This is a genomic window from Rossellomorea sp. NS-SX7 (genome assembly GCF_052828565.1).
In genome coordinates, this window is record NZ_CM128249.1 from 3021711 (window position 1) to 3045080 (window position 23370).

24 protein-coding genes are annotated in these 23370 nt (G+C 44.1%); 11 read left to right on the top strand and 13 right to left on the bottom strand.

The window, feature by feature from the left end; translation table 11 throughout:
- The first annotated feature begins 125 nt into the window (after nt 1-125).
- The 3 genes from ACUXV2_RS15080 (at nt 126) to ACUXV2_RS15090 (ending at nt 2842) form a co-directional block, all read left to right on the top strand.
- A complete protein-coding gene (locus ACUXV2_RS15080; RefSeq protein WP_446244001.1) occupies nt 126-1127 on the top strand; it encodes an ABC transporter substrate-binding protein in 1002 nt (333 codons plus the stop codon).
- A gap of 157 nt (nt 1128-1284) precedes the next feature.
- Nucleotides 1285-2061 carry an ABC transporter ATP-binding protein gene (locus tag ACUXV2_RS15085; RefSeq protein WP_446244002.1) on the top strand — a complete coding sequence of 259 codons (777 nt, stop codon included), beginning with the start codon at nt 1285-1287 and terminating at the stop codon, nt 2059-2061.
- Nucleotides 2042-2842: an ABC transporter permease gene (locus ACUXV2_RS15090; protein WP_446244003.1), complete on the top strand. Its 801-nt coding sequence runs from the start codon at nt 2042-2044 to the stop codon at nt 2840-2842. The genes ACUXV2_RS15085 and ACUXV2_RS15090 overlap by 20 nt, the downstream gene beginning before the upstream one ends.
- Here the strand turns inward: ACUXV2_RS15090 and ytkD are convergent.
- A complete protein-coding gene (gene ytkD / locus ACUXV2_RS15095) occupies nt 2832-3296 on the bottom strand; it encodes an RNA deprotection pyrophosphohydrolase (protein WP_446244004.1) in 465 nt (154 codons plus the stop codon). The genes ACUXV2_RS15090 and ytkD overlap by 11 nt on opposite strands.
- A gap of 86 nt (nt 3297-3382) precedes the next feature.
- Entirely contained in the window at nt 3383-3706 is a 324-nt protein-coding gene (locus ACUXV2_RS15100; protein WP_446244005.1) for a hydrolase, read from the bottom strand.
- A gap of 258 nt (nt 3707-3964) precedes the next feature.
- Here ACUXV2_RS15100 and ACUXV2_RS15105 point away from each other — a divergent pair, with 258 nt between their 5' ends.
- Nucleotides 3965-4210 (top strand): DUF6154 family protein, encoded by a 246-nt coding sequence (locus ACUXV2_RS15105; protein ID WP_032087259.1) that lies wholly within the window; start codon nt 3965-3967, stop codon nt 4208-4210.
- A gap of 57 nt (nt 4211-4267) precedes the next feature.
- Here ACUXV2_RS15105 and ACUXV2_RS15110 read toward each other — a convergent pair whose 3' ends face one another.
- Entirely contained in the window at nt 4268-4450 is a 183-nt protein-coding gene (locus ACUXV2_RS15110; protein WP_446244006.1) for a polyribonucleotide nucleotidyltransferase, read from the bottom strand.
- A 180-nt stretch (nt 4451-4630) separates the two neighbouring features.
- Here ACUXV2_RS15110 and ytzI point away from each other — a divergent pair, with 180 nt between their 5' ends.
- Complete coding sequence (ytzI, locus tag ACUXV2_RS15115) at nt 4631-4819, top strand: YtzI protein (protein WP_446244007.1); 189 nt, start codon at nt 4631-4633, stop codon at nt 4817-4819.
- A 46-nt stretch (nt 4820-4865) separates the two neighbouring features.
- Here ytzI and ACUXV2_RS15120 read toward each other — a convergent pair whose 3' ends face one another.
- Nucleotides 4866-5339: an S-ribosylhomocysteine lyase gene (locus ACUXV2_RS15120; RefSeq protein WP_446244008.1), complete on the bottom strand. Its 474-nt coding sequence runs from the start codon at nt 5337-5339 to the stop codon at nt 4866-4868.
- A 227-nt stretch (nt 5340-5566) separates the two neighbouring features.
- Between ACUXV2_RS15120 and yidD the strand changes: the two genes are divergently transcribed.
- The 4 genes from yidD (at nt 5567) to ACUXV2_RS15140 (ending at nt 9713) form a co-directional block, all read left to right on the top strand.
- Nucleotides 5567-5812 (top strand): membrane protein insertion efficiency factor YidD, encoded by a 246-nt coding sequence (gene yidD, locus ACUXV2_RS15125; protein WP_446244009.1) that lies wholly within the window; start codon nt 5567-5569, stop codon nt 5810-5812.
- Nucleotides 5813-5993: 181 nt separating this feature from the next.
- On the top strand, nt 5994-6968 hold the full coding sequence (locus tag ACUXV2_RS15130; protein ID WP_446244010.1) for a metal ABC transporter substrate-binding protein: 975 nt from the start codon (nt 5994-5996) through the stop codon (nt 6966-6968).
- 344 nt (nt 6969-7312) lie between these two features.
- Nucleotides 7313-8665, top strand: coding sequence for a cytochrome ubiquinol oxidase subunit I (locus tag ACUXV2_RS15135; protein WP_446244011.1), 1353 nt, complete (start codon nt 7313-7315; stop codon nt 8663-8665).
- A 19-nt stretch (nt 8666-8684) separates the two neighbouring features.
- Complete coding sequence (locus ACUXV2_RS15140) at nt 8685-9713, top strand: cytochrome d ubiquinol oxidase subunit II (RefSeq protein WP_446244012.1); 1029 nt, start codon at nt 8685-8687, stop codon at nt 9711-9713.
- 96 nt (nt 9714-9809) lie between these two features.
- On the opposite strand, the gene menC is transcribed toward ACUXV2_RS15140, so the two are convergent.
- The 6 genes from menC to ACUXV2_RS15170 all read right to left on the bottom strand — a co-directional run bounded on the left by menC (nt 9810) and on the right by ACUXV2_RS15170 (nt 17329).
- Nucleotides 9810-10916 carry an o-succinylbenzoate synthase gene (gene menC, locus ACUXV2_RS15145; protein ID WP_446244013.1) on the bottom strand — a complete coding sequence of 369 codons (1107 nt, stop codon included), beginning with the start codon at nt 10914-10916 and terminating at the stop codon, nt 9810-9812.
- Nucleotides 10906-12396, bottom strand: a complete 1491-nt coding sequence (locus ACUXV2_RS15150) for an o-succinylbenzoate--CoA ligase (RefSeq protein ID WP_446244014.1) — start codon at nt 12394-12396, stop codon at nt 10906-10908. Before ACUXV2_RS15150 ends, menC begins: the two co-directional genes overlap by 11 nt.
- A 150-nt stretch (nt 12397-12546) precedes the next feature.
- Entirely contained in the window at nt 12547-13365 is an 819-nt protein-coding gene (menB, locus tag ACUXV2_RS15155; protein WP_446244015.1) for a 1,4-dihydroxy-2-naphthoyl-CoA synthase, read from the bottom strand.
- A gap of 1 nt (nt 13366) precedes the next feature.
- Nucleotides 13367-14191, bottom strand: coding sequence for a 2-succinyl-6-hydroxy-2,4-cyclohexadiene-1-carboxylate synthase (gene menH / locus ACUXV2_RS15160; protein ID WP_446244016.1), 825 nt, complete (start codon nt 14189-14191; stop codon nt 13367-13369).
- Nucleotides 14188-15927 carry a 2-succinyl-5-enolpyruvyl-6-hydroxy-3-cyclohexene-1-carboxylic-acid synthase gene (gene menD, locus ACUXV2_RS15165; RefSeq protein ID WP_446244017.1) on the bottom strand — a complete coding sequence of 580 codons (1740 nt, stop codon included), beginning with the start codon at nt 15925-15927 and terminating at the stop codon, nt 14188-14190. Before menD ends, menH begins: the two co-directional genes overlap by 4 nt.
- On the bottom strand, nt 15920-17329 hold the full coding sequence (locus ACUXV2_RS15170) for an isochorismate synthase (protein WP_446244018.1): 1410 nt from the start codon (nt 17327-17329) through the stop codon (nt 15920-15922). The genes menD and ACUXV2_RS15170 overlap by 8 nt, the downstream gene beginning before the upstream one ends.
- A gap of 355 nt (nt 17330-17684) precedes the next feature.
- Here ACUXV2_RS15170 and ACUXV2_RS15175 point away from each other — a divergent pair, with 355 nt between their 5' ends.
- Both ACUXV2_RS15175 and ACUXV2_RS15180 read left to right on the top strand, forming a co-directional pair.
- Nucleotides 17685-18608 carry a 1,4-dihydroxy-2-naphthoate polyprenyltransferase gene (locus tag ACUXV2_RS15175; protein ID WP_446244019.1) on the top strand — a complete coding sequence of 308 codons (924 nt, stop codon included), beginning with the start codon at nt 17685-17687 and terminating at the stop codon, nt 18606-18608.
- A gap of 205 nt (nt 18609-18813) precedes the next feature.
- Entirely contained in the window at nt 18814-19578 is a 765-nt protein-coding gene (locus ACUXV2_RS15180; RefSeq protein ID WP_446247085.1) for a TraR/DksA C4-type zinc finger protein, read from the top strand.
- Between the two features lie 131 nt (nt 19579-19709).
- Here ACUXV2_RS15180 and ACUXV2_RS15185 read toward each other — a convergent pair whose 3' ends face one another.
- From ACUXV2_RS15185 to ACUXV2_RS15195, 3 genes are all read right to left on the bottom strand, one after another.
- A complete protein-coding gene (locus ACUXV2_RS15185; RefSeq protein WP_446244020.1) occupies nt 19710-19889 on the bottom strand; it encodes a hypothetical protein in 180 nt (59 codons plus the stop codon).
- 69 nt (nt 19890-19958) lie between these two features.
- Complete coding sequence (locus ACUXV2_RS15190) at nt 19959-21386, bottom strand: DUF1510 family protein (protein WP_446244021.1); 1428 nt, start codon at nt 21384-21386, stop codon at nt 19959-19961.
- A 44-nt stretch (nt 21387-21430) separates the two neighbouring features.
- Nucleotides 21431-22825 (bottom strand): glycosyltransferase family 2 protein, encoded by a 1395-nt coding sequence (locus tag ACUXV2_RS15195; protein ID WP_446244022.1) that lies wholly within the window; start codon nt 22823-22825, stop codon nt 21431-21433.
- Nucleotides 22826-23370: the final 545 nt, after the last annotated feature.

Genomic DNA, 23370 nt, shown 5'->3' on the forward strand with positions numbered 1-23370 from the left:
CTATCAAAATTCACATTCAACTTATCATGGTTCTCTATAAGAGCATCCTTCCCCTCTATCATGATGAAAAACGTTTAGAGGGTATTAGTATGCACTCATGGTTCATTCAAAGGAGGAAAACATCTATGAAAAAATGGACTCGAATCGCCTTTACCCTTCTCTTGACCACGGTACTCACCATCGGCTTGACCGCATGCGGAGGCGAAAAAAATGAGCTGGAAAAAGTACGTGTGGCAGAAGTTACCCGCTCCATCTTCTATGCTCCCCAATATGTTGCCATTGAAAAAGGTTTTTTTAAAGAAGAGGGACTCAATATTGAACTCACTACAACATGGGGCGGCGATAAGACGATGACCACTTTACTTTCCGACGGTGCAGATATCGCTCTTGTCGGTTCAGAAACATCCATCTACGTCCATGCGCAAGGGGCAGATGATCCTGTCATCAACTTTGCCCAGCTCACACAGACAGACGGTACCTTCCTGGTATCAAGGGAAAAAGTGGAAAACTTCGATTGGAATCAGCTGAAAGGCTCCACTTTCCTCGGCCAGCGGAAAGGCGGCATGCCTCAGATGGTAGGAGAGTTTGTGCTTAAACAGCATGGAGTCGATCCTCACAACGATCTGAACCTGATCCAGAATATCGACTTCGCCAACATCGCGAACGCCTTTGCATCCGGCACAGGTGATTATGTACAGCTGTTCGAACCTACCGCATCAATTTTTGAAAAAGAAGGAAAAGGGCATATCGTCGCTTCCTTCGGTACAGAATCCGGCCATGTCCCGTACACCACCTTCATGGCCAAGGACAGTTATATGAAAGAGAACAAAGATGCCATCGAAAAGTTTACAAAGGCTCTATATAAAGCACAGAAATGGGTGGAAGATAGCTCACCTGAAGAAATCGCTGAAGTAATCGAGCCGTATTTCGAGGATACGGAATTAGACATCATCGAGACCGTGGTGGACCGCTACAAATCACAAGGCTCATTCGCCACAGACCCTATTCTGGATGTTGAGGAATGGAATAACCTGCAGAGCATCATGGATGAAGCGGGAGAACTCCCGGGGCAGGTGGACCATGAGACGCTCGTAAATACCTCCGTTGCTGAGAAAGTAAGTGAATAGCTCGCATTGTATTTGAACGTAACTGTTAGGTGGTGGTGCCTTAGATGGTGCCTGGCTCAAACCACAGCCATTCAAAATATGCTGCCACACAAAAGCAAAACAGGGCTGACAACGAGTCAGCCCTTCATTAATTGAGAAAGACTGGAGGCGCGTTACCGTGAATTTTTTGTCCATTGACACGATTCATCACACTTATTTTACTCCTAAAACGGCAACCAATGCCCTATCTAATATTTCATTCGATGTAAATGAAGGAGAATTCATCTCGTTTATCGGACCAAGCGGATGTGGGAAAACCACGCTTCTTTCAATCATCGCCGGGCTCATTGAGCCGACAGAAGGAAAGGTTCTATTGAACGGTAAACCAGTGAGTTCTGAAAAAAATCAGATGGGATATATGCTTCAGCAGGATTACCTTTTCCCATGGAAAACGATTGAAGAGAATATTTTCATAGGGTTGAAGATCATGAAGTTATTAACAGAAGAGAAGAAACGTGAAGCATATGAATTGCTGGAAGAACTGGGGCTTTCGGGAGTGGCACCCTCGTACCCGAGAGAGTTGTCAGGCGGGATGCGGCAGCGGGTCGCCCTGATCCGCACATTGATTACAGAACCGAAAATCCTGCTTCTGGATGAGCCATTTTCAGCACTTGATTATCAGACCAAATTAAAGCTTGAAGACCTTATCTTTACCACCTTGAAGTCACTGAATAAAACGGCATTGCTCGTCACTCATGATATCGGTGAAGCCATTGCGATGAGTGACAGGATTATTCTGTTTGCCGCGAAGCCGGGCAGGGTGCACAAGGTTTTCGAAGTGCCCCGTGAGTTAAAGGAATTAAAGCCGTTTACCGTAAGGAACCATGAAGCATATTCACCTTTTTTTCAAACCATATGGAAGGAGCTTGAGAACCTTGAATCAGGAAACCCTTAAACTGAAGCATGCCGAATACATTCAATCCTTGAAAAAAGAACAGCGGCGGGTGTGGTTCTATCAGGCCCTGATCTTCCTGGTGTTTTTCACCCTGTGGGAAATCTCGAGCCGGAACAGCTGGATCGATCCCCTTATTTTCAGTTCCCCGTCCAAGATATGGAGTCTTTTTTTGGATAAAGTCGCAGACGGCAGCCTCCTTGCCAATTTGTCGGTGACACTCGGGGAAACCATTCTCGGTTTCATACTCGGCACACTGCTTGGTACGCTATTGGCAGCACTTCTTTGGTGGTCGCCCTTCCTGTCAAAAGTGCTGGATCCTTACCTTGTCATCATGAACGCCATGCCGAAAGTGGCCCTTGGTCCGATTCTGATCGTCGGCCTTGGTCCGGGCTTCACTTCGATTATCGCGATGGGAACCGTTATATCCGTCATCATCACGACCATCGTCGTATATACCTCTTTTAAAGAGGTGGATCCGAACTACTTGAAGGTGATGAAGACATTTGGGGCAAAAAGGGGACAGATGTTCAAAGAGGTCATCCTGCCTGCTTCCTTCCCTACGGTCATCTCCACGTTGAAAGTAAATGTGGGACTATCCTGGGTAGGGGTCATTGTTGGGGAGTTCCTTGTGTCAGCAAAGGGACTTGGATACATGATCATCTATGGGTTTCAAGTGTTTAATTTCACCCTTGTCCTTCTCTCCCTGCTTGTGATCGCCGTTTTTGCCACCATTATGTATAAAGTTGTCGAACAGCTGGAAAAGAAGTGGATCAAGTCGTAAAGTTCAAACGTTTTAGAGCCAATTCCACCACTTTGTCTTTCATGATAAAACTGAATTCAGGGTGTGTCTGCATATCACCCAGCTCACCCTTCCATAATGTACACCCGTACGTTTCAAGGTAATCCTCTTTCCTTACCAATTCTTCGGCTTCCGCGTAGAATATGGTCTTAACAAACGGCGATTGATCGTACACTTTATATTCCCCTACGAAAACGGGGTCTTTTATCACTCCCCCTGTTTCTTCATACGTTTCGCGGATGGCCGCTTCCTCAAGCGTTTCTCCTTTTTCACGCTTGCCGCCGGGAAATTCAAGTCCCCGTTTTTTATGCTGCGTTAACAGCCAGTGATGATTGTATCGGCAAATGACCAAGACATGCTGTGACTCCTGACCAAAGTAATATTCCTGAAATGCAAGCTCCACTTTTACACCATTCGCATCGAAAAATTGTTCCATTGCAATTCCCCCCCTATCTAATCTAATCATAAATAAAAAGCATTGGTCCACAAGTTTCGCTTTGGAACCAACACTTTTATTTGAGATCAGGGAGCAGGATGATCGAGGATCCCCATACTTTCGATATGATTTTTAGCATCCTCATCGCCAAGTTCATGAATCATGGCATATACCCTATGAAGATTTTCATCGTAAGCATCATTTTCACGGTCAAAGTGGTACTGTATATATGGGACATGTGAACGGTAGAAATTTTGCCAGTCAATCGAGTGACTTGAATCAAAAATCTCCCTCAGTCTTGTGATTTCTTCATCCGTTGCCGAGATTTTAAAGTTCCATGGTGAATCCGTCGAGCTTCGTGAAATTTCACCTGTGGCTATTTCGATATAATAATCATGACGTTCGTCCAAACTTTCCAACCCCTTCAATTTTCTTACCCTTCTTTTTCCTCAATTGATGTATTTCTATACACTTTATGACATCGTCACCTTTTTTAAAAATTTCCCTTTATCATGAATATTGTCAGTATTCTTTAGTATAGTATCAATAAGAAAGATAAGATTTTCCGGTCGAAAGGCATATGAAGGGGAATTTCGGGTAAATAAAAAATAAACTGTGGAGTATTCAATCCTAATTCTGTTAAAATTAATAAAAGGGAGGTGAAGTGCATGAAGTTGATTGAAGAAATCTATGAAATGTACCGCGGCAGAATCAAAGGTACAGATGAAGACTTAGACCTCATTGCCCTTACGATTTTAGAAGATACATCCAGGAACGAAATCATCGAACTGATCCAAGAAATGGAGACAGAAGAGCTGGAATATTTCCTTCGACTATACATATTTGAAACGTTAAAAGAAAAATGGTCCAAAAGTGAGGAACGAGTAAGATTGGAACGGAAAAGCCTCCACTGATCAAGGAAGGAACACCATATAAAAAAGCCTTAAACACTCGTGTTTAAGGCTTTTCTCTTACCCTTTCACATCAATGGTAAGCCCCTTGCTCGGATGCGGTGCAGCATTTGCCTCCTGCATATCCTGAAGCATCACCGTCACATGCGCAGCCTGGGTGGACATCTGACTCTTCAGGAGATTCATACTTAGTGTCCGCTGAAGCTCTGCAACCTGTTTCCCCATTATGGATGATACATTCATGGAAATCCCCCCTTGTCTTCCCTGTTTCCTTCATCATACCAAAATTCACCAGATGAAAACAGAATATTTTCCGGCGGCAGGAGGACCTTTATACTATGGATTGTATTCACCAAATTGTACGGTTTACTGAATGACATTTATTTTTTCTATGATAAAATAAGGAAAAAAGGGGGTTAAACTGTGTCATTAACGCTCGTCATGATCATTGCAGTCGTCATATGCATATTAGTGATATTTGTGAGTGCCCTGACAACGTCCAAAGCATATACGACCGTTAAACATACAGTCGATCCGATTGAAAATAATCCACATCTAAAGCATATGGATGAAAAAGAGGACGACTCTGTAGATAAAAAAAATGAAATATAAGTAAAAAATCCACCGGGTAAAAACGCCCCCGGTGGATTTTTTCATATTAGGCAAATACCTGCTTCAAGTCTTCTTTACTTTGACTCAGCCAGTATCTCATCAATTTCTTTGCTCCCTCTAAATCATGAAGCTTTGCCTGGCCGCACTGTTTCTCGTTTGCTGCAGGAATTTCTTCGATTTCGACGGCTTCTTTCATAGTCGCTTCCAATAGATCGATGATTTCCTCCACTTTAGGCTCTCCGCTGACGACCAGGTAATAGCCGGTCTGGCAGCCCATCGGAGAAATATCGATGATATCAAAATGAGCATATGGCTCTGCATATTTACGGATGGTAAACGCGAGTAAATGCTCCAGCGTGTGAATGGAGTCAGGCTTCATAGCCTGTTTGTTCGGTTGACTAAAACGGATATCGAATTTATTGACAAGGCCGTCACTTCCTACCTTATGCACTCCACAATGTCTGACATACGGTGCCTTTACCGCATTATGATCTAATTCAAAACTCTCTACTGATGGCATCATTTATACCTCCCATTCATTTCTAACACTAGTATAACGTAAATTCATAGTAATTTCATCAACTTAATCCGATTTGAGCTATTTTTGCAGATATCCACTTTCCACACACTTCGCCATTCCTGTCTTCCAACCCTCTTTACAGTTATATTTCAATTCCAAATCAGGGTGCTTTTATGTCTTCCTCATTATTTGATATAGTAGAAGAAAACATTCTGGGAGATTATATAATGAAACGCGCAATCCTTTTACTGTTCCGGTTTTATCAAGTCGTGATTTCACCGATAAAACCTCCGACATGCCGCTTCTATCCGACCTGTTCTCATTACGGCATCCAGGCAGTTGGCAGGTTCGGTGCTTTACGCGGTGGTTTCCTTACCATTAAACGTATCCTCAAATGCCATCCCTTCCACCCTGGCGGAATCGATCACGTGCCGGAAGAATGGCCATCCAGGAATAAGCAGAACAGCGACTAGCTCCGAAGTTGGAGCTAGTCGTTTTATTTATGCCGTCTTTCTTTTGAAGAATAGGTAAAAATAAATAACGCATGTATAAAACTTTTGTCTTGCTTAATGTGCAGGAGGATAGTAAAATAACTTTTGTGCTAAATCGTAATCATTACAATTTATATCCGAACACTCAAAAGGAGGATTCTTCTTGAACTATATTCGTAATAGCTTCTTATTATTAATCGTTTTATTCCTATCAGCGTGCGGAGCTTCTACTGATGATAAGGGAGCCAAGGACGGTAAGCTCGATGTCTATACCACGGTTTACCCGCTGGAGGATTTCACAAAGAAAATCGGCGGAGAGCATGTAGATGTACACAGCATTTATCCGCCAGGTGCTGATGAGCATACGTTCGAGCCTTCACAAAAAGACATGATCAAGATGGCCGAAGGAGATGTCTTTTTTTATGTAGGCATGGGGCTTGAAGGGTTTGTCGAAAAGGCACAGACCATCTTAGAAAATGAAGATGTCACAGTTGTACCGGCAAGTAAAGGAATCGATATTGAACATGCTGAAGATGAACACGGGGAAGATGAGCATTCCGAAGATGAACATGGTGATGAGGAAGAAGCACATGCAGACGAGCATGGGCATCAGCATGAGGGAGATCCACATATCTGGCTGAATCCGCAATACTCCAAGCATATGGCCGAAACAATCGCTGATACGTTATCTAAAGAAATGCCGGAACATAAGGAAGATTTTCAAGATAACCTGAAAGAGTTGAATGGAGAACTCGATGCATTGGATGCTGAATTCATGAAGATGGCCGAGTCTGCACCGAATAAAACATTCTATGTTTCCCACGCGGCATACAGCTACTGGGAAGATCGATATGGCCTTCATCAGGAAGCCATCGCAGGCTTGAATACATCTGACGAACCTTCACAGCAGGAATTGAAAAAAATCATTGAAAAAGGAAAAGAAGACAATGTTCAATATATATTATTTGAACAAAATGTCTCCTCCCGTTTGACTGAGGTTGTTCAAAAAGAACTGGGAGCTGAGTCCCTTAAGCTTCATAACCTTTCTGTTTTGACCGAAAAAGATCGTGATGAGAACGAGGATTATTTTTCACTGATGAGAAAGAATATTGATACGTTGAAAAAAGCGCTGCAATAGCGTTTGAAAAACACCGCTCTTTTTGGGAGTGGTGTTTTTTTGTTGCTGTTCCTGATCGGAAGACGGGCATTTGTTCCCGTTACCGGCTGGTGTACCTGGTGCACATCGGCCTCGTTGTACCTGGTACACATCACACTCATCGTACCTGGTACAGTTCAAGTCCACTGTACCAGGTACGCACAGTTCCAGCTGTATGACGGAGCCCTGCACATATGATGGAAACTGTTCCTTGCACTGTTCAAACCAGTAACTCTGATAGGCAAATTCACTTGAAACCCATGCATATTATTTTCCATTAAGTGGACAATAAGGAAAGCTAATGACATGGTAAGGGAGAATTGGAAATGGATGAATTAGTACTTGCTCGATCTTTATTCGGTACAACAATGGCTTTTCACATTATCTTTGCAACGCTGGGAGTCGGTATTCCTTTGATGATACTGGTGGCGGAAATTATGTATCAGCGTACAAACGACCTGGATTACTCCGTGATGGCGAAGCGCTGGACGAAGGCATTTGCCGTGCTTCTCGGGGTAGGAATTCCGACGGGAACGATTGCAGGCGTGCAGTTGTCCCTTCTTTGGCCCGGTTTTATGGAGGTCATTGGACGAGTGATGGCTCTGCCTTTTCAAATCGAAATTTATGCCTTCTTCATTGAAGCTCTTTTCATGTCCATTTATGTGTATGCAGCAAATCGGATTGCGCCTTGGATGAGAATTGTCAGTTTGATCCTTGTCGCGATCGGCGGATTGGCATCTGCTGTCTTGATCACCAATGTACATGCATTTGAAGGGACCCCGGCCGGCTTCAATATCGTCAACGGGGAAATCACGGATGTCGACCCATGGAAAGCCTTTTTCAATCCAAGCTTTTTCGTAACGGCAGGGCATGTCGCCCTTTCCGCTTACGTCGTTGGTTCCTTCACGATTGCGTCAGTCGCTGCATTCAAAATGCTCCGTACTCCATTTGGATCGAGAGTCTATAAGTTTCATGGAAAAGCGCTGATGATTTGCTTATTCGTCGGTGGGGTCTTCTCGTTCCTCACCGCGATCAATGGGCATGAATCCGCTCAAATGCTCCATGAATATCAGCCTGAAAAGCTTGCAGCTGCTGAAGGGCTGTTCGAAACACAGACACATGCCCCGCTTGCCATCGGCGGCTTTACCGACCCGGAAGAACAGGAAGTCAAATGGGGAATCGAAATTCCTTGGGCATTGAGTTTCCTTGCAGGTAACAGTTTCGAAACAGAAGTGATCGGCTTGAATGATTTTCCTGAGGAATACTGGCCTCCGCTGTTTGTTCATACCTTATTCAACGCTATGGTCGGCATCGGTTCTTTGTTGATCCTTCTTGCGCTGGTTGCCTATGTTTGGAAAAAGCTGTTGAAGAAGGACCGTTATCCGAAGTGGCTGATGTGGCTGTTCGTGTCAGGTGGACCGCTTTCCATCCTGGCCATTGAATTCGGCTGGATATTTGCCTGTACAGGCAGGCAGCCTTGGACTATCTACAGGATTCTAAGCACTGAGGATTCGGTTACGACCACAGGAAACATTGCCGTTCTGTTTATTCTCTTTGTCACTGTCTATGCCATTTTAGCGGTTGCTGTCGTACTTGTACTTCTTTATTACTTCAAACGCAATCCGCCTCAAAAAGATATTGATAAAGCAGAGAGCAAGGAAATTCCGCTGTCTACTTAACTGATAAGGAGGGATGATCATGACTCAGGTGTTAATCGCGATCACGATCCTGTGGGGGTTCGTATTCATCTATGCCGTGATGGCGACGATGGATTTCGGGGCAGGCTTCTGGTCGATGCTTTACATCAATCATGACAAAACGAAAGCAACCAATATTGCGAATCGTTATCTGTCCCCTACGTGGGAAGTGACGAATACGTTCATTGTCGCCCTTGTCGTGGCGGTATACAGCTTGTTTCCGGGAGCGGCCTATTCGCTCGGCACCGTCCTCTTAGTGCCGGGGAGTTTGATCCTCCTCCTGCTTGCGATCCGAAGCGCATTTCTTGTCTTTTCGCATGTGGCAGATGATTACCGGAAACCTCTGACCTACATCACCGGCATAACAGGGCTCTTGATACCAGGCCTCTTGATCAGCGTTCTGCCGATTTCACACGGTCCTTATATTGATTTTGAAGACGGCCAGACGCTCCTCTTGGGCAAGCTTTTTACAAGCCCGCATGAATATGCGTTCTTCGGGTTTGCAGTAGCGAGTACATTGTTTCTATCATCGCTTCTCTTAGCTGACTACTCCAAAGCTTCGAGGGAATTTGAGGCATATAAGGTTTACAGACGCGATGCGATGATCATTGGTCCTATATCTGTAATGATGGCATTTCTCATCATGATTACGATGAAAAATGAAGCGAACTGGATTTATGAACGAATGATGGAGGATTTGACGATCCTGCTGATTTCCCTGCTCGGCTTTTTGATTGCAGGTGCGGCCCTGTTTCTGCCCACCAATAAGGAAGGGATGAAAGGGATGCCGCGTGTAGCTGTGGTTGCGGTTACGTTTCAATACGTACTCGCAAGCTATGTGTACGGTAACGCACATCTGCCTTATATCATTTATCCGGAAGTGACAATCCAATCCGGATTCACAGACCCGAATTCATTCAGAGCCGTGTTCATCACCTATATCGTCGGGTTCATCATCCTTTTCCCGGGGTTCGTATATTTCTGGAGCCTGTTCATGAACGACAAGAGGTATTTGCGGCAAAAAAGCTAGCATTTTGCCGCGGCTGTTTTCCATGCACAGCTGGAGCAGACTAACAAACAATTAAAAAGGACATGAATTCCTTGAAGAATTCATGTCCTTAACTGTTTATAATAAAAACTCTTCCCTATAATTACACACTTCATTAAGACGCTTCTGATTCAGGTCAACTCCGATACCCGGTCTGTCGAACCTCTTCACAAATCCATTCTCCACTACGATAGGAGCATCTATGATATCCTCCTCCCAATACTTTGACGAGGAAGAAATATCACCAGGAATCGAGAATCCCTCCAAGCTGGCAAGACTGATGTTATGTGCGCGGGAGACGCCGAATTCAATCATACCGCCGCACCACATTTTTATTTCATTCGTCTTACACAAACGGTATATTTCCAGTGCATGATTATAGCCGCCGACTCTGCCCAGCTTGATGTTGACGACACCGCAGCTCTTTAATTGAATGGCACTCTTCATATCGTGAGGCGATACGATGCTTTCATCAAGGCAGATCGGGGTAGAGATCTTATTTTGTAAAATGGCGTGTTCAACCAAATCGTCTATTCCAAGAGGCTGTTCAATCATTTTCAGCCTGAATTCATCAAGGGATTTCAGGTGCTCGGCATCATTCAGCTCATACGCAGAATTTGCATCTGCCAAAAGGGAAAGGTGAGGAAATTCTTCTCTCAATGCACGCACAACTTCGACGTCCGCTCCCTTCGAAATCTTGATTTTTATCCTTTCATATCCTTCATCGACCAGTTCGTGAGTCTGTGCAATCATTCCTGCAATCGAATCCGCTCCAACAACGGCCCCTGCCGGAACTTTTTCCCTCGTTCCCCCAAGCAGATTCCAAAGGGGCTTTTCCTGCTGCCTTGCATACAAATCCCAAATCGCCATTTCCAGGGAAGCTTTCGCCATTGCATTCCCCCTTACAGGCTCAAACAGCTTGCTCAGTTCTTCCGGATGGGTAATCGGGGAACGTTCAACCAGAGGAATCAATACATCTTTCAGCATGTGATAGCATGTTTTGATCGTTTCTTCCGTATACCACGGTGTTGAAAATGCCACGACTTCACCTAAGCCGACCGCACCTCTTTGATCCTCGGCCTCAATAATGATGCCTTCCCGTGTTTCCATTCGTTGAAGATGCGTGACAAATGGTTTCTTCAAGCTCATCGATATGATGTGGAGCCTGATTTTTTTAATGTTCACTTTGGTACACCCCCTGCTCCCAACGATCTCTCAGTACCCTTCTCAGAATCTTATTGGATGCATTACGTGGAATTTCATCCACAAAGACCACCTTTTTGGGCTGTTTGTAGGAAGCGAGTTTATTTTTACAGAATGAATGGACATCTTCCTCAGTAAGCAGATGCTTGCTGCCTTTTACGATAAATGCACAAGGAACCTGTCCCCACTCATCGCTCATAATGCCGGCTACACCCACGTCTTCAATATCTTGGTGGGACGTGAGCACACTTTCGATCTCAGCCGGGTACACATTTTCACCACCGGAGATGATCAGATCAGAACGGCGGTCCAGGACGAATAAAAAGCCTTCATCATCGATGTAGCCGATATCACCTGTTGAAAGCCACCCATCTTCAAAGCTCTTCCTGTTCGCTTCTTCACGCTTATAATATCCGACCGTCACATTCGGGCCTTTTACTAAAATCTCTCCCTCTTCATACGGTGCCGCAGGTCTTGTTTCTTTCATGATCATCAGTTCGGAAGGAAACAGCGGTTTACCTGCCGAACCGAGCTTTGACAAGCTGTATTCAGGGGAAAGCGTGACAATCTGCGAGGATGTCTCCGTCATGCCATATGTTTGAAAAACAGGGATATCCTTATCCCTGCAGATTTCAAGTAATGGCAGCGGAGCAGGCCCTCCGCCAAGCAGCATACAGCGGAAATTGGCATGATAGGATTCATCACCTGCATCCTTCAGCATCCGCTGCAGCATATTGCTGACTGCCGACATGATGGTGATGGAACCGCTCATCAGCTCTCCATTGATCCGTCCAACATCGAAATGTTCAAAGAGACGGACGCCCATCCCATAAATGACGCTTCTCATCAAGATTGAATAGCCGCTAATGTGGAACAACGGTACAGAACACAGCCATGTATCATTTTCATTTATACCAAGATTCAATGATGAACCAATCGCACTCCACCAATGATTTCCGTATGTCTGAAGCACCCCTTTTGGAGCTCCTGTCGTACCCGAAGTGTACATGACTGAACAGATTTGGTCTAACTGAAAATGATCCTTGATTTCAAAGCTTGAAGGAGGCACCTTTTGCAAATCAGACAGCTTCACCTTTTGGACATGATGAAGTTGAATCTTCTCATGAAAATCATCTTCAAAAAGGACAGTGGACAGATTCATATCTTCAATCTGAAATGTCAGTTCAGCAGGACTTAAGCGATGATTAAGAAGTACAGCTGACATACCGAGCTGTTGGACGGCATGAATCACCGTGACCGATTCAACCGTGTTCTTAATCATCAAACCGATGAATTCAGGTTGAGAATCTTTTAGTTGACTATGTATCTTTTCCGCTGTTTCAATCGTCATGTTCCACAGTTCTTTAAACGTATACTCATGGTCATCGTTTCTTATTGCGATCCGGTCGGGGGTCAAATATGTTCTTTGCTTGAGCCAATTCGGCAGCTGTTGGGATGTCATAACGTCACTTCTCCAATTCATGAATGGTATTTACATAAAAAGCTCTGTCAAACGGGGTTATTGACTTCCGCTGAAAAAATCAACAATCGCCTTTAACAGAGAAAAATAAAAGCCTGATGAATCCGTCGAGATTCATCAGGCTGCCCTCTATTAAGGGAAACGAGGGAATTGACCGAAGTCAGGTTTGCGTTTTTCTTTAAACGCGTCTCGACCCTCTTTTGCTTCTTCAGTTGTGTAGTAAAGTAGTGTAGCATCGCCTGCAAGCTGCTGCAGTCCTGCTAAACCATCTGTATCCGCATTGAATGCAGCCTTGAGGAAACGAAGTGCTGTCGGGCTCTTCTCAAGCATTTCAGAAGCCCATTGTACAGTTTCTTCTTCAAGTTTTTCGTAAGGTACGACCGTGTTTACAAGACCCATTTCAAGTGCTTCTTCGGCATTGTACTGACGGCACAGGTACCAGATTTCTTTCGCTTTCTTATGTCCGACGATGCGTGCCAGATAGCCTGCTCCGTAACCTGCATCAAAGCTTCCCACCTTAGGTCCTGTTTGACCGAAGATCGCATTGTCTGCTGCGATTGTGATATCGCATACGACATGAAGGACGTGTCCGCCGCCGATTGCGTACCCTGCAACCATTGCGATGACAGGTTTAGGGATGACACGGATCAAACGCTGTAAGTCTAATACGTTCAGACGTGGAATTTCATCTTCACCTACATAACCGCCGTGTCCGCGTACACTTTGGTCTCCACCGGAACAGAATGCTTTTTCACCTGCACCAGTCAAGACGATCACTCCAACTTTAGAATCGTCACGTGCATAGGCAAATGCATCAATCAATTCCATTACCGTCTTAGGACGAAACGCATTGCGTACTTCCGGGCGGTTAATCGTGATTTTGGCAATCCCATTATATGTTTCATATAAAATATCTTCGTAGTTTCTTTCTGAAACCCATTCAAAAGCCATGTTAGACATCCTCCTTTATGTACTTGAATAAAACTTCCTCTATCATTGTACCAAACTTTCGAGGTTCTTCCACATGAATTGCATGCCCTGTGTCGAAAAAAGTGATAATTTCAACTTCAGGAATATACTTCCCCATTTCTTCCGCGATGGCAGCAAATTTGCGGTCAAGCTCCCCTATCATCAAAATCACTGGAAACGAAAGTTCATGAAGGCTCCCCCACCATGACGGCTGGGCTCCGGTCCCCATTCCTTTCAAACTGTTCGAAAGTCCGACCGGGGTTTGTTGAAGCCTCTGCCGGCGGATCGACTCCTGAACTTCTATAGGCAACCTTTTTTGAGTGGAGAACAAGGGGATTTCCTCCCAAAAATTCACGAAGGCATCCACTCCTTCATCCATGATCCTTTCAGCAAGAGCATGATCCCTCTTCCGTCTCTCTATCTGCTCCTCTTCCGTTTTCAAGCCCGGGGAAGCACTTTCCAATAAAAGAGCACTGACACATTCCGGATAAAGATTAGAAAAGTGAAGAGCCAGCCTCCCTCCCATCGAATAACCGATAAAGGCTGCACTCTTAATGTCCAGTTGAATCAATATCGTTTTGATATCGCGGGATGCTTGATCCATCGTATACCTGGCAGAATCTGAGGGTGACCCACTTTTTCCATGGCCGATGATATCGATCGCAATACATTGATACGATTCCTTAAGCCGTCCGGTGATTTCATCCCACGTATGCGTATCACCTGTGAACCCATGAAGAAATACGAGCGGGAATCCTTCTCCCTTAACATCTACAAAATAATCAATCTCATTCACCCGAAGGATCATTGGGCATTCCCCTTAATCTTCGCCACTATTTCCTGGGAAACATATTTCCACAATTTACGATGAATTGCTACATTTTCTTCACGATTCGTCAGGACTTCAATGATTTTGATTCCTTTATGCTGCTCAGCATTTTTAAGGGCTTCGACAAACTCGCCCTCTTCTTTCACCAATGAAAAATGTGCACCGTAAAAGGCTGCCGCTGATGAAAAGTCAAGATCCATCGGTGTACCGAATAATTCCTCGAAGTAGGTTCCTTCACTTGCCTGTGGCAGGAAGGAGAAAATTCCTCCCCCGTTGTTATTCATCACGACGATGGTTATATCCAACCCATATTTCTTTGCAACAAGAAGACCGTTCAGATCATGGAAAAACGCAAGGTCGCCAATCAGCAGATACAGCGGGGTATTCCCCGTGCTCATACCGAGTGCAGTGGAAACGACACCATCAATCCCATTCGCTCCACGATTGGCCTGTACGGAAATCTTCCTGTCAGTATTGAAGAAGAACGTATCGATATCCCGTATCGGCATCGAGTTGCTCGCAAAAATGGAAGCCCCTTCGGGCAGCTGTTCAATCAGCTGCTTGACAGCTTTTCCTTCATTCCAAGGCTGATCGTCAGTCTGAAGGATGTGTTTCGACAGGTCATTTACCGTTTTCCAAAGCTGTAACCATCCTGCATCCTTATTTTGAGCGCCTGCCTTCAGGTCCGTACAGAACAATCGCTCATCGCAATAGATAAATTCAGTGGCTTTCGCGATTGGATCCTGCCATTCCTCGCCGCTGCTGACAACCCAATACGGAACCTCAGGCAGTCCTTTTAGGAAAAGGGTCAGGGGCTTGGAAACAGGCATGGCCCCAAAGCGAATGATCAAATCAGGCTGTAGATCATCGTTTATCTCTTTTGCTTTCAGAAATGCATCATACGTTTCGATTACATTTTCCTTGGAATGCTCTCCGCTCCTTACTTGCGAAAGAGGATCTGCGACGATTGGAAATCCGTGAAGTTCTGCAAAATCCGTAATCGAATCAATTGCGGATACATCCAGTCCAGGACCGCAAATGATCAGCCCTTTTTGTTTTTCCATAAGGACTCCGGTAAGGTCATCACGCATGTCGGAAGATAATCCGCGGACACCTCCCATTACGCGTTTCTGCCTGGTGCTGCTTTCAGAAAACTCCACCTCATCCAAAGCGGGAATTAACGGTTCCCTGATCGGAAAGTTGAAATGGACCGGTCCGGCTGGAGCTCCCTTGGAGAGGCTTGCACCCCTTGCAGCAGAGGACTTTGCATACTGTAAAATGCCAGGCGACGATTCTGGGAGTGCCATATCGACACTCCAATTTACGTGCTTTCCGTAAAGATCGAGCTGATTGATCGCCTGCGGAGCTCCCACTTCCCGGAGTTCATGAGGCCGGTCTGCCGTCAGCACGATGAGCGGAACCTTTGCATAACGCGCTTCAATTACAGCCGGATAATAGTTCGCTGCTGCCGTTCCCGACGTACAAAGAATCGCAACAGGCTTATTCTTGGCCTTTGCGATCCCTAGTCCAAAAAATGCAGCGGAGCGTTCATCGACGTTAATGTACGTTTTCACGCCTGGGTGATGCGCAAATAACAACGCCAAAGGAGTAGAACGAGAACCCGGGCTGATCACCACCTCGTCTACTCCATTTCCGACTAATTCATCGATAAATGCCGCTAAATAACTTGTTAATCGTTGTTGATGTTCATCCATGGATGTTTCCCCCTAATGCCCTGAGCATCGGTCGAAATTTCATTTGCGTTTCTTTGAATTCACTTTCCGGATCTGAGTCTGCTACAATTCCACAGCCCGCATATAAATACGATCCCTCATCATGAAGGAGACCTGAGCGTATCGCCACTGCAAATTCCCCGTTATCGTATGCATCCATCCAGCCTACAGGACCTGCATATAACCCTCTGTCCATCTTCTCTTCCTGACGGATGACATGAAGTGCCTTATCTCTCGGGACTCCTCCCAAAGCAGGTGTAGGATGCAGCTTTTCAACCATATTAAGCAGAGAGGTCTGCCGGGAAGCCCTTCCCACTACAGGGGTATATAAATGTTGAATATCTTTCATTTTCATCAATCCCGGCTTTTCTGGAAGTAAAAGTTCATTGCAGAAAGGCTCGAGGGCATGTTGAATGGTCTCTACAACCAAATGATGTTCATACCGATTCTTCTCATCATTCAGAAGCTCTTCTCCAAGTTTCTCATCCTCTTCGAGCGTACGCCCCCTTGCAATAGATCCGGCTAAACAAGTGGACAGTACTTCTTCTCCGGTCTTTTTGACAAGCCGTTCCGGGGTAGCGCCGATAAAGCAGCTCTTATTCTGTTCAAAGCTGAATATGAAGCTGTCAGGCTGCTGCTTCCACAGGTTGTCCAGAACAAAGTCAGAAGTGATCGGATCATCAAAGGTAACTTTACATTTACGCGCAAGCACCACCTTCTCCATATCGCCAGCCTGAAGTTCTTCGACAACGTTTTGTACGGACTTCTTCCACTCTTCCGGATTGAAATCCTCAACATTCCTCACAGCCGCTTCTTCAGGTAAAGAAGGATATTGGGAATTTCTGATGATTTCGTTTTTCATACGGATCATCTCATTTAATGATTCTTCGCCATCTTCCGGACCGCATAACATATTCAGTGTCAGATAGTCCGCTTCTTTTGATTTTGTCAGCATGAAGGATGGAACCTGAAGTGTACCGTTCTCAAAATCATTCCATTCCCCGCCTCTTTGATTGAACGGATCAAACCGGAAGCCTCCGAATAACAGCGGTCCCGTACCGATCCAGTTTTCTTGTGAAAGAATGACGCCATCATTGATGAAGCGCTTCCACTCTTTCTCAACCGCAAAGAATTGATCCCGGTCATCTTGAGTGGAAATCGTGTATGCAGAACCCAGGCCTGCGAGCGTAATCGTATGATCCCGGTCCTTCCATAAAAAGCGGGTTCCCTTAAATGCTGAGTTCCCCTCATTATAGAAAGAAAGCGGATCGACTGAATCGATTTCCTCCACGATGCTGAACAGGACGGGGTGTTGATATTGTTTAGCCTTTTCCCTGGCTGTATCATATGCTTTTTCAATATTGGTTTTATGGATGGTAACCAACCCGAATTCCCCCAAACAATCACGTACATGATTCAAAACTTATTATAAGATACACCTCACTGTAAGGTGTGTCAACGTTGTGAATGACAATAAAACATTTTTATCCTTATTATATATAATAAACCCTTTTTACGGATTTGAGAAACCTAAAGGGTTGTAAAAGTGCTCAAATAATGGAAAACACCATCTTTCTGCAGAATAGAAATCTTTTCAAGCGGAATTTGTTAAAGGCATAAATAGGAAAGCACTGCACAGAAAAAAAGATTGACACTCCCTCCTCCATTACCTACACTTTTATCTGTAAAGGAATTGTAATGTTTTCAGAAAAATTCCTTGAATGTTAGGAGAGAGATGAATGGCACATGGAATGACAAATACAATAGAAGCAGATAAAGGGTGGAAAATCTGGTGGCAGCTCACGAGACCCCATACCCTGACTGCAGCATTCGTTCCGGTATTGCTCGGGACGGTACTTGCTCTTCAATATACAAACATACAATTTTCGCTGTTTATTGCGATGCTTGTAGCATCTTTGCTTATCCAGGGAGCCACGAATATGTTTAATGAATACTACGACTATAAACGCGGCCTAGATACGGAACACTCCGTAGGGATCGGCGGCGCGATAGTCCGGAATGGCGTGAAGCCTTCGACGGTCATGACCATCGCTTTTTCATTTTACGGAATCGCTCTGCTGTTAGGGTTCTATATCGTTGCAAACAGTACGTGGTGGCTGGCAGTGATCGGCCTCGTGTGCATGGCTGCCGGATACTTCTATACGGGAGGACCGATGCCGATTGCATACACCCCGTTCGGTGAAATCGTAGCTGGATTGTTTATGGGGCTGATCATCATCCTGATCTCTTTCTACATCCAAACAGAGACGATCACTGCTGAGAGCATCCTGATTTCCATCCCGGTATCGATTTTGGTCGGTCTCATATTACTGGCAAACAATATCCGCGACCTCGATGGAGATAAAGAAAACGGCCGTAAAACCGTCGCCATACTACTTGGTAAAAAAGGAGCCATCGTACTTCTCGGCAGCATGTTTTTCTTAACGTACGCATGGGTTGCCGGATTGGTACTGGTTGGTGACATGTCTCCTTGGATTTTTGTTTCTTATCTTAGTATTCCAAAAGCAGTGAAAGCTACGAAAGGCTTTATTGGAAAATCACAACCGCTTGAAATGATGCCTGCGATGAAAGCGACTGCTCAAACAAATACCATTTTTGGATTTTTGCTGTCGATTGGATTGCTGATTGCATATTTCTTTTAATCAGGTCAGCAGTTAGATTGGAAAACCGGACCATTGGTGTCCGGTTTTTTATTTGATGTAATGGCAGAAGCCGCCTTCACAAAAAGTACTCTCTCATTCCAAGAGTGCTCTTTTTTATGTTTTAATCAGACCACTTTCGGATAAAGTATGATTAGACCATAAAAAAGTGGTCCGGCTATCGAAGCCGGACGTCAAAATGAAGGATGTGAGAAGATTGCTTACAAATAGTCAGCAAGAAACACTGAAGAAAGAACTGCTTCAACAACAATCTCAATTAAATGAGCATCTGCATCGGGATCTTGACAGTCTTCATCATACAAACGAACGAGATAATTCAGGAGAGCTGTCCCTTTATGACAACCATCCTGCCGACATGGGTACAGAGCTTTATGAGCGCGAGAAAGATTTCGCGATTGATGATCATTCAAAGATCGAATTAAACAAGATAGATCATGCATTGAAGGCTATGGAAGATGGCACTTACGGCGAATGCAAGGAATGCGGAGCAGAGATTCCTTATGAACGCCTTGAAGTGATTCCAACGACACTCTATTGCAAGGATCATTCTCCGGAACAGTCCAAAGCAGGAGACCGCCCGGTAGAGGAGGACGTACTGCAGCCGCCGATCGATAATGAATTCAGGCATCGCACGGACGGCAATGTCCGGGATGATGAAGACAGCTTCCAGGAGGTTGCCCGCTACGGAACGTCCGAAACCCCATCGGATTTCGAAGGCGAGTACGAAGACTACTCTGAATTGTACCAAGGAGATGACTCCTCTGAAGGATTCACGGAGGATTACGAAAGCTTCGCAGCAACGGATATCGACGGGTCAAACCGCAAGACCTATCCGTCCAAGAAGCACGAGGAATATGAGGAAATGCTCGATGACAATGATTTGGAATCCCCGATAGGAGATATTCCTTATAAAGATGGGGACGGTTATGTTTCTAATAAGAAAAAAGACTAAATAAAATTTAAAATCCCAAGGCCAATTGGCCTTGGGATTTTATTATGGAACTTATGTTATCTAATAAATAATCACCATAAATTCGATCCTACAATTACTTGCCCCAATCCTTTTTCTAACAGTTTTTAAACTTACTCTTTTTTATCTTTCAGGTTATATTCAACGCGACTGAGGCTCATCACAGCTTCCATTTCAATCTCTGCTATGCGTTCTTCATACTTTTTCGTTCTTTTCCTTAAAAGGATTAGTAAACCGAAGATCACTGTCATTAAAACTATGATGGTCGCTGCCAGCCATACAGTATGATTCATTCAAAACTTCTCCTATTTTTGGGTTCTTGTGATAAGTCAATTCCATAAACTTAAAACCTGTGAAATTAATCAGTTATGTTTTCGATCGTTTTCATACAGTTCTTCCACTTTAACAGGTGCGTAGCCCCTGGCTTCAATCCACTCTACATGAACCCTGTAATTCGTTGTTTGAGCTTTATTCGTCACAGTAGCCATGACTTGATTTATGCCTTTACCTTCCACCCACCAAAGAATCATATCATTTGTTGACAAGTCCGCGCCTTTTGCTATTGCTGCGGTCATTTCTTTCCAGTCGAGGGACCCCTCTTCGAACGTCACCTTGGTATGGTTGGTTTGATCGGTCGGTACCGGCATCCAGTCTTTATTGACTTCTCTTTTAACATTCGGCTGGTCGCCGGTTTTATTTACATATTTGTCTGTCGCTTCTTCATCAGGAGAATGATCTGCTGCTTCAGAAGAACTTTCCTTCTGAGGATCTTTTTCTTGCTCCGTTTTTGAACGTTCCTCTGCATGATTTGATGGCTTACTGGTATCCGTTTTCTCTTCACCTGAACCTTCCGTTTTGCCAGAACGATTTTGACCGGCATCCGGACCATTCGATTTCAGGTCTAAATGCTGTTTCAGGGTCTGTGAAATTTGGCTGAGATTCTTTTTATCCGGCATGTAATAGTAAGTACCTTTTAATGTTTTATCTTTGCCCTCTATCTTGTGTGCCTTGATGGAACTGCGTGCACCCTTGTAATTCGCTTGAATATTCCACATTTCGATTGGATTCATGTTTGTTTTAACGTTGTGTTGAAGTACATTGATAATTTCATTGAACTTGGTAAAGGAAGCAATGCTCTCCCCCTTCTGCATCAAATCTTCAATCACTTGGCGCTGGCGCTTCTGACGCCCAAAGTCACCCCTGGGATCCTTCTTTCTCATTCGGGCATAAATCAGTGCTTCTTTCCCATTCAGTTTAATTTCGCCTTTTGGAAAATGTACTCGTTTGTCTGTGAATTCCAAGTCATTGTTCACTTCTACTCCACCATATGCATCGACAATCCCTTCAAATCCCTTCATGTTTACCTCGATGAAATAATCGACAGGGACATCAAGGAGTGTTTCAACGGACTGAATCGCCATCCCGGCTCCACCGACTTGATAGGAGCTGTTTATTTTGTCTAATCCTCCAGCAATCTTTATATGCGTATCCCTTGGTATGCTGACCATATGGATGGATTTTGAATGAGGATTGATGGTCATCAATACCATCGTATCGGCCCTCCCGCTCACTTCACCCGGACGGGAGTCAACCCCCATCAGGAGGATGGAAATGGGATCACCATCGATCAGGCTGAGATCGTCCTTCCGCTCTTTATATTTTCCGTTCTGTTCAAAATCTTCATTCAAGCTTGCTCCCGTTGAAGTCACAAACTGGAAGGTCAGGCTCACTAACCCCAGGATTAAAACCGTTACAGAGGTCATCATTATCAGCAGAATTTTTTTGCCCATTTTCTTCCCTCCTTCAAGGACTGTTCTTTACAATTAGCACGGGGCTATGCGGCAGGTTTGGTCCCTTCTTGATTGTACTTTCTGCCCGTCCTCGATACCTTGTTCCACTTTTTATTAAAAAAGTACGAAATACTTCCATACATGACAAAATACATCGTGACAAATCGATAGATGAATATATCAAAAAGAATAGCTCCAGCTAAACGGAAGCCATCTTTCAGTGAAAATGTAAATCCATAATGCTTTGCTTGACGAATCGCCGACAGGTCGTAAACCACTCCGAAAACAAAAATCCAAAACATATAGAAAAACAAATAGTTCAAGTATGTATCCTGAGGATCGTAAAACATATTGAAGATAACAATCCCTGTCATGATGTAAGAAGCAACCGTTCCTATGAGAAACGCTTCAAAGATATAAAAAAAGGATACAGTCTTGGAAAATAATGTCTTCCCAAAGAAGGAACTAAAATGAATGACACAGTCTATGTACGCTTTCTGCCAGCGTAGACGCTGCTTTGTGAGATCTTTCCATGTCTCCGACAATTCCGTATATCCGACTGCCTCAGATATAAAACGAATACGCAAATTTTTATTCTTTGCTATTAATCTGTGAATGCGCAGGGTGATATCAATGTCTTCCCCTATCGTGTTCCGGTAACCTCCAACATCAAGAATGGCTTGCTTTCTAAATATGCCAAAAGCTCCGGATATGACTGCCAGTGCTTTAAAACGGACCAGCGATAACTTTGAAATATAGAATGCTTTCAAGAAATCCAATACCTGGACCCGCAGCAACATATTTGCATGTCTAAGTGACAGACGTTTGGAAGAGTCATCAGGCTTTGTTTGAAGCACATGGACCATTCCGCCTGCAGCAACAACATGCTCGTCTTTAAATGTATCATTAACGGCGTGTAAGGCACGATCGTCCAAAATCGTATCAGCATCCAATGTAATGGTGATATCATGATTCGAGTACTCTATACCAGCATTTAAAGCGTCCGCTTTACCGCCGTTCATCTTATCAACAACATAAAAGTGGGGGTAGAGGCGAGACCTGTATGTCCCCTTCACTTCTTCGTGTGTCAGATTGCCGTCAGGAATCATTGACCAAGGTTCCAATTCCAGCAATCGGTCCAAATAGGCGATTGTGTCATCTGTTGATCCGTCATTGATATAGATGACCTCTAGTTCGGAATAAGGCAAAGATGCCATACTCTGAATCGAAGTTTCTATAATCCCTGTTTCGTTAAAACATGGGATTAAAATGCTCAAACCTTGTTCCTCTTCATGCCCGTGTTCGATCATCCATTTCTTTATTGCAGGATTCCGTTTAGACCTTTCGTCAGCCTCTCGGAAGATCGGCAGGCAATGATATAAATGAAGAACTGGAAACGTAACACTTAGAATGAAAAATACGGTAATTAGTATGTCCAAAACGTACACTCCTTTCAAAACGAAACGGTTGGATCGAAATAAATGAAAGTTTTCTTTATGACTTGATAATCGTTTCCCTCCGATTGAAACGTACAAGGTTCTTAGAGCTTAATGATTGTGCGAAATATCGGGATTCCCAACAACTATATTCTCCTCATAAAAAAGAAAAAGTCCCCCATAAAAGGAGGACGCACTACTATTCATTAATAAAATCATAACATATGTAATTCATGAACCAACACGGGCTATATATTCAAAAATCAGCCTGCCCTATGTGGTAGATACTATTTATGTAACAGAATAGTTTTCCTGTTTGCGTTTTCAAAATGGGCCTATTACAACATTAGAATAAACCTATCAGTTACATGTCAGCCGGTAAGATACTATTATTTTGCCAAAGATTAATGTACAACCAAGAAATTTTAGAAAAAGGAATAATTGCATCTGATGATAGCTATATGTCGCTTATATAAGTTTTGATTATGTGCATTTCAAAAATCATATTTACTGCTGCATACAACCCATTTTGACATTATAATTGTAAA

Excerpts from the sequence above, each read along its gene's own strand:
- ACUXV2_RS15110 (WP_446244006.1), bottom strand. The coding sequence starts at position 4,450 with ATGAATGTATCATCCATAATGGGGAAACAGGTTGCAGAGCTTCAGCGG.
- menB (WP_446244015.1), bottom strand. The coding sequence starts at position 13,365 with ATGGCTTTTGAATGGGTTTCAGAAAGAAACTACGAAGATATTTTATAT.
- ytkD (WP_446244004.1), bottom strand. The coding sequence starts at position 3,296 with ATGGAACAATTTTTCGATGCGAATGGTGTAAAAGTGGAGCTTGCATTT.
- ACUXV2_RS15150 (WP_446244014.1), bottom strand. The coding sequence starts at position 12,396 with ATGACATCCCAACAGCTGCCGAATTGGCTCAAGCAAAGAACATATTTG.
- ACUXV2_RS15120 (WP_446244008.1), bottom strand. The coding sequence starts at position 5,339 with ATGCCATCAGTAGAGAGTTTTGAATTAGATCATAATGCGGTAAAGGCA.
- ACUXV2_RS15135 (WP_446244011.1), top strand. The coding sequence starts at position 7,313 with ATGGATGAATTAGTACTTGCTCGATCTTTATTCGGTACAACAATGGCT.
- ACUXV2_RS15105 (WP_032087259.1), top strand. The coding sequence starts at position 3,965 with ATGAAGTTGATTGAAGAAATCTATGAAATGTACCGCGGCAGAATCAAA.
- ACUXV2_RS15185 (WP_446244020.1), bottom strand. The coding sequence starts at position 19,889 with ATGAATCATACTGTATGGCTGGCAGCGACCATCATAGTTTTAATGACA.
- ACUXV2_RS15175 (WP_446244019.1), top strand. The coding sequence starts at position 17,685 with ATGGCACATGGAATGACAAATACAATAGAAGCAGATAAAGGGTGGAAA.
- menD (WP_446244017.1), bottom strand. The coding sequence starts at position 15,927 with ATGGATGAACATCAACAACGATTAACAAGTTATTTAGCGGCATTTATC.
- ACUXV2_RS15140 (WP_446244012.1), top strand. The coding sequence starts at position 8,685 with ATGACTCAGGTGTTAATCGCGATCACGATCCTGTGGGGGTTCGTATTC.
- menH (WP_446244016.1), bottom strand. The coding sequence starts at position 14,191 with ATGATCCTTCGGGTGAATGAGATTGATTATTTTGTAGATGTTAAGGGA.
- ACUXV2_RS15190 (WP_446244021.1), bottom strand. The coding sequence starts at position 21,386 with ATGGGCAAAAAAATTCTGCTGATAATGATGACCTCTGTAACGGTTTTA.
- yidD (WP_446244009.1), top strand. The coding sequence starts at position 5,567 with ATGAAACGCGCAATCCTTTTACTGTTCCGGTTTTATCAAGTCGTGATT.
- ACUXV2_RS15080 (WP_446244001.1), top strand. The coding sequence starts at position 126 with ATGAAAAAATGGACTCGAATCGCCTTTACCCTTCTCTTGACCACGGTA.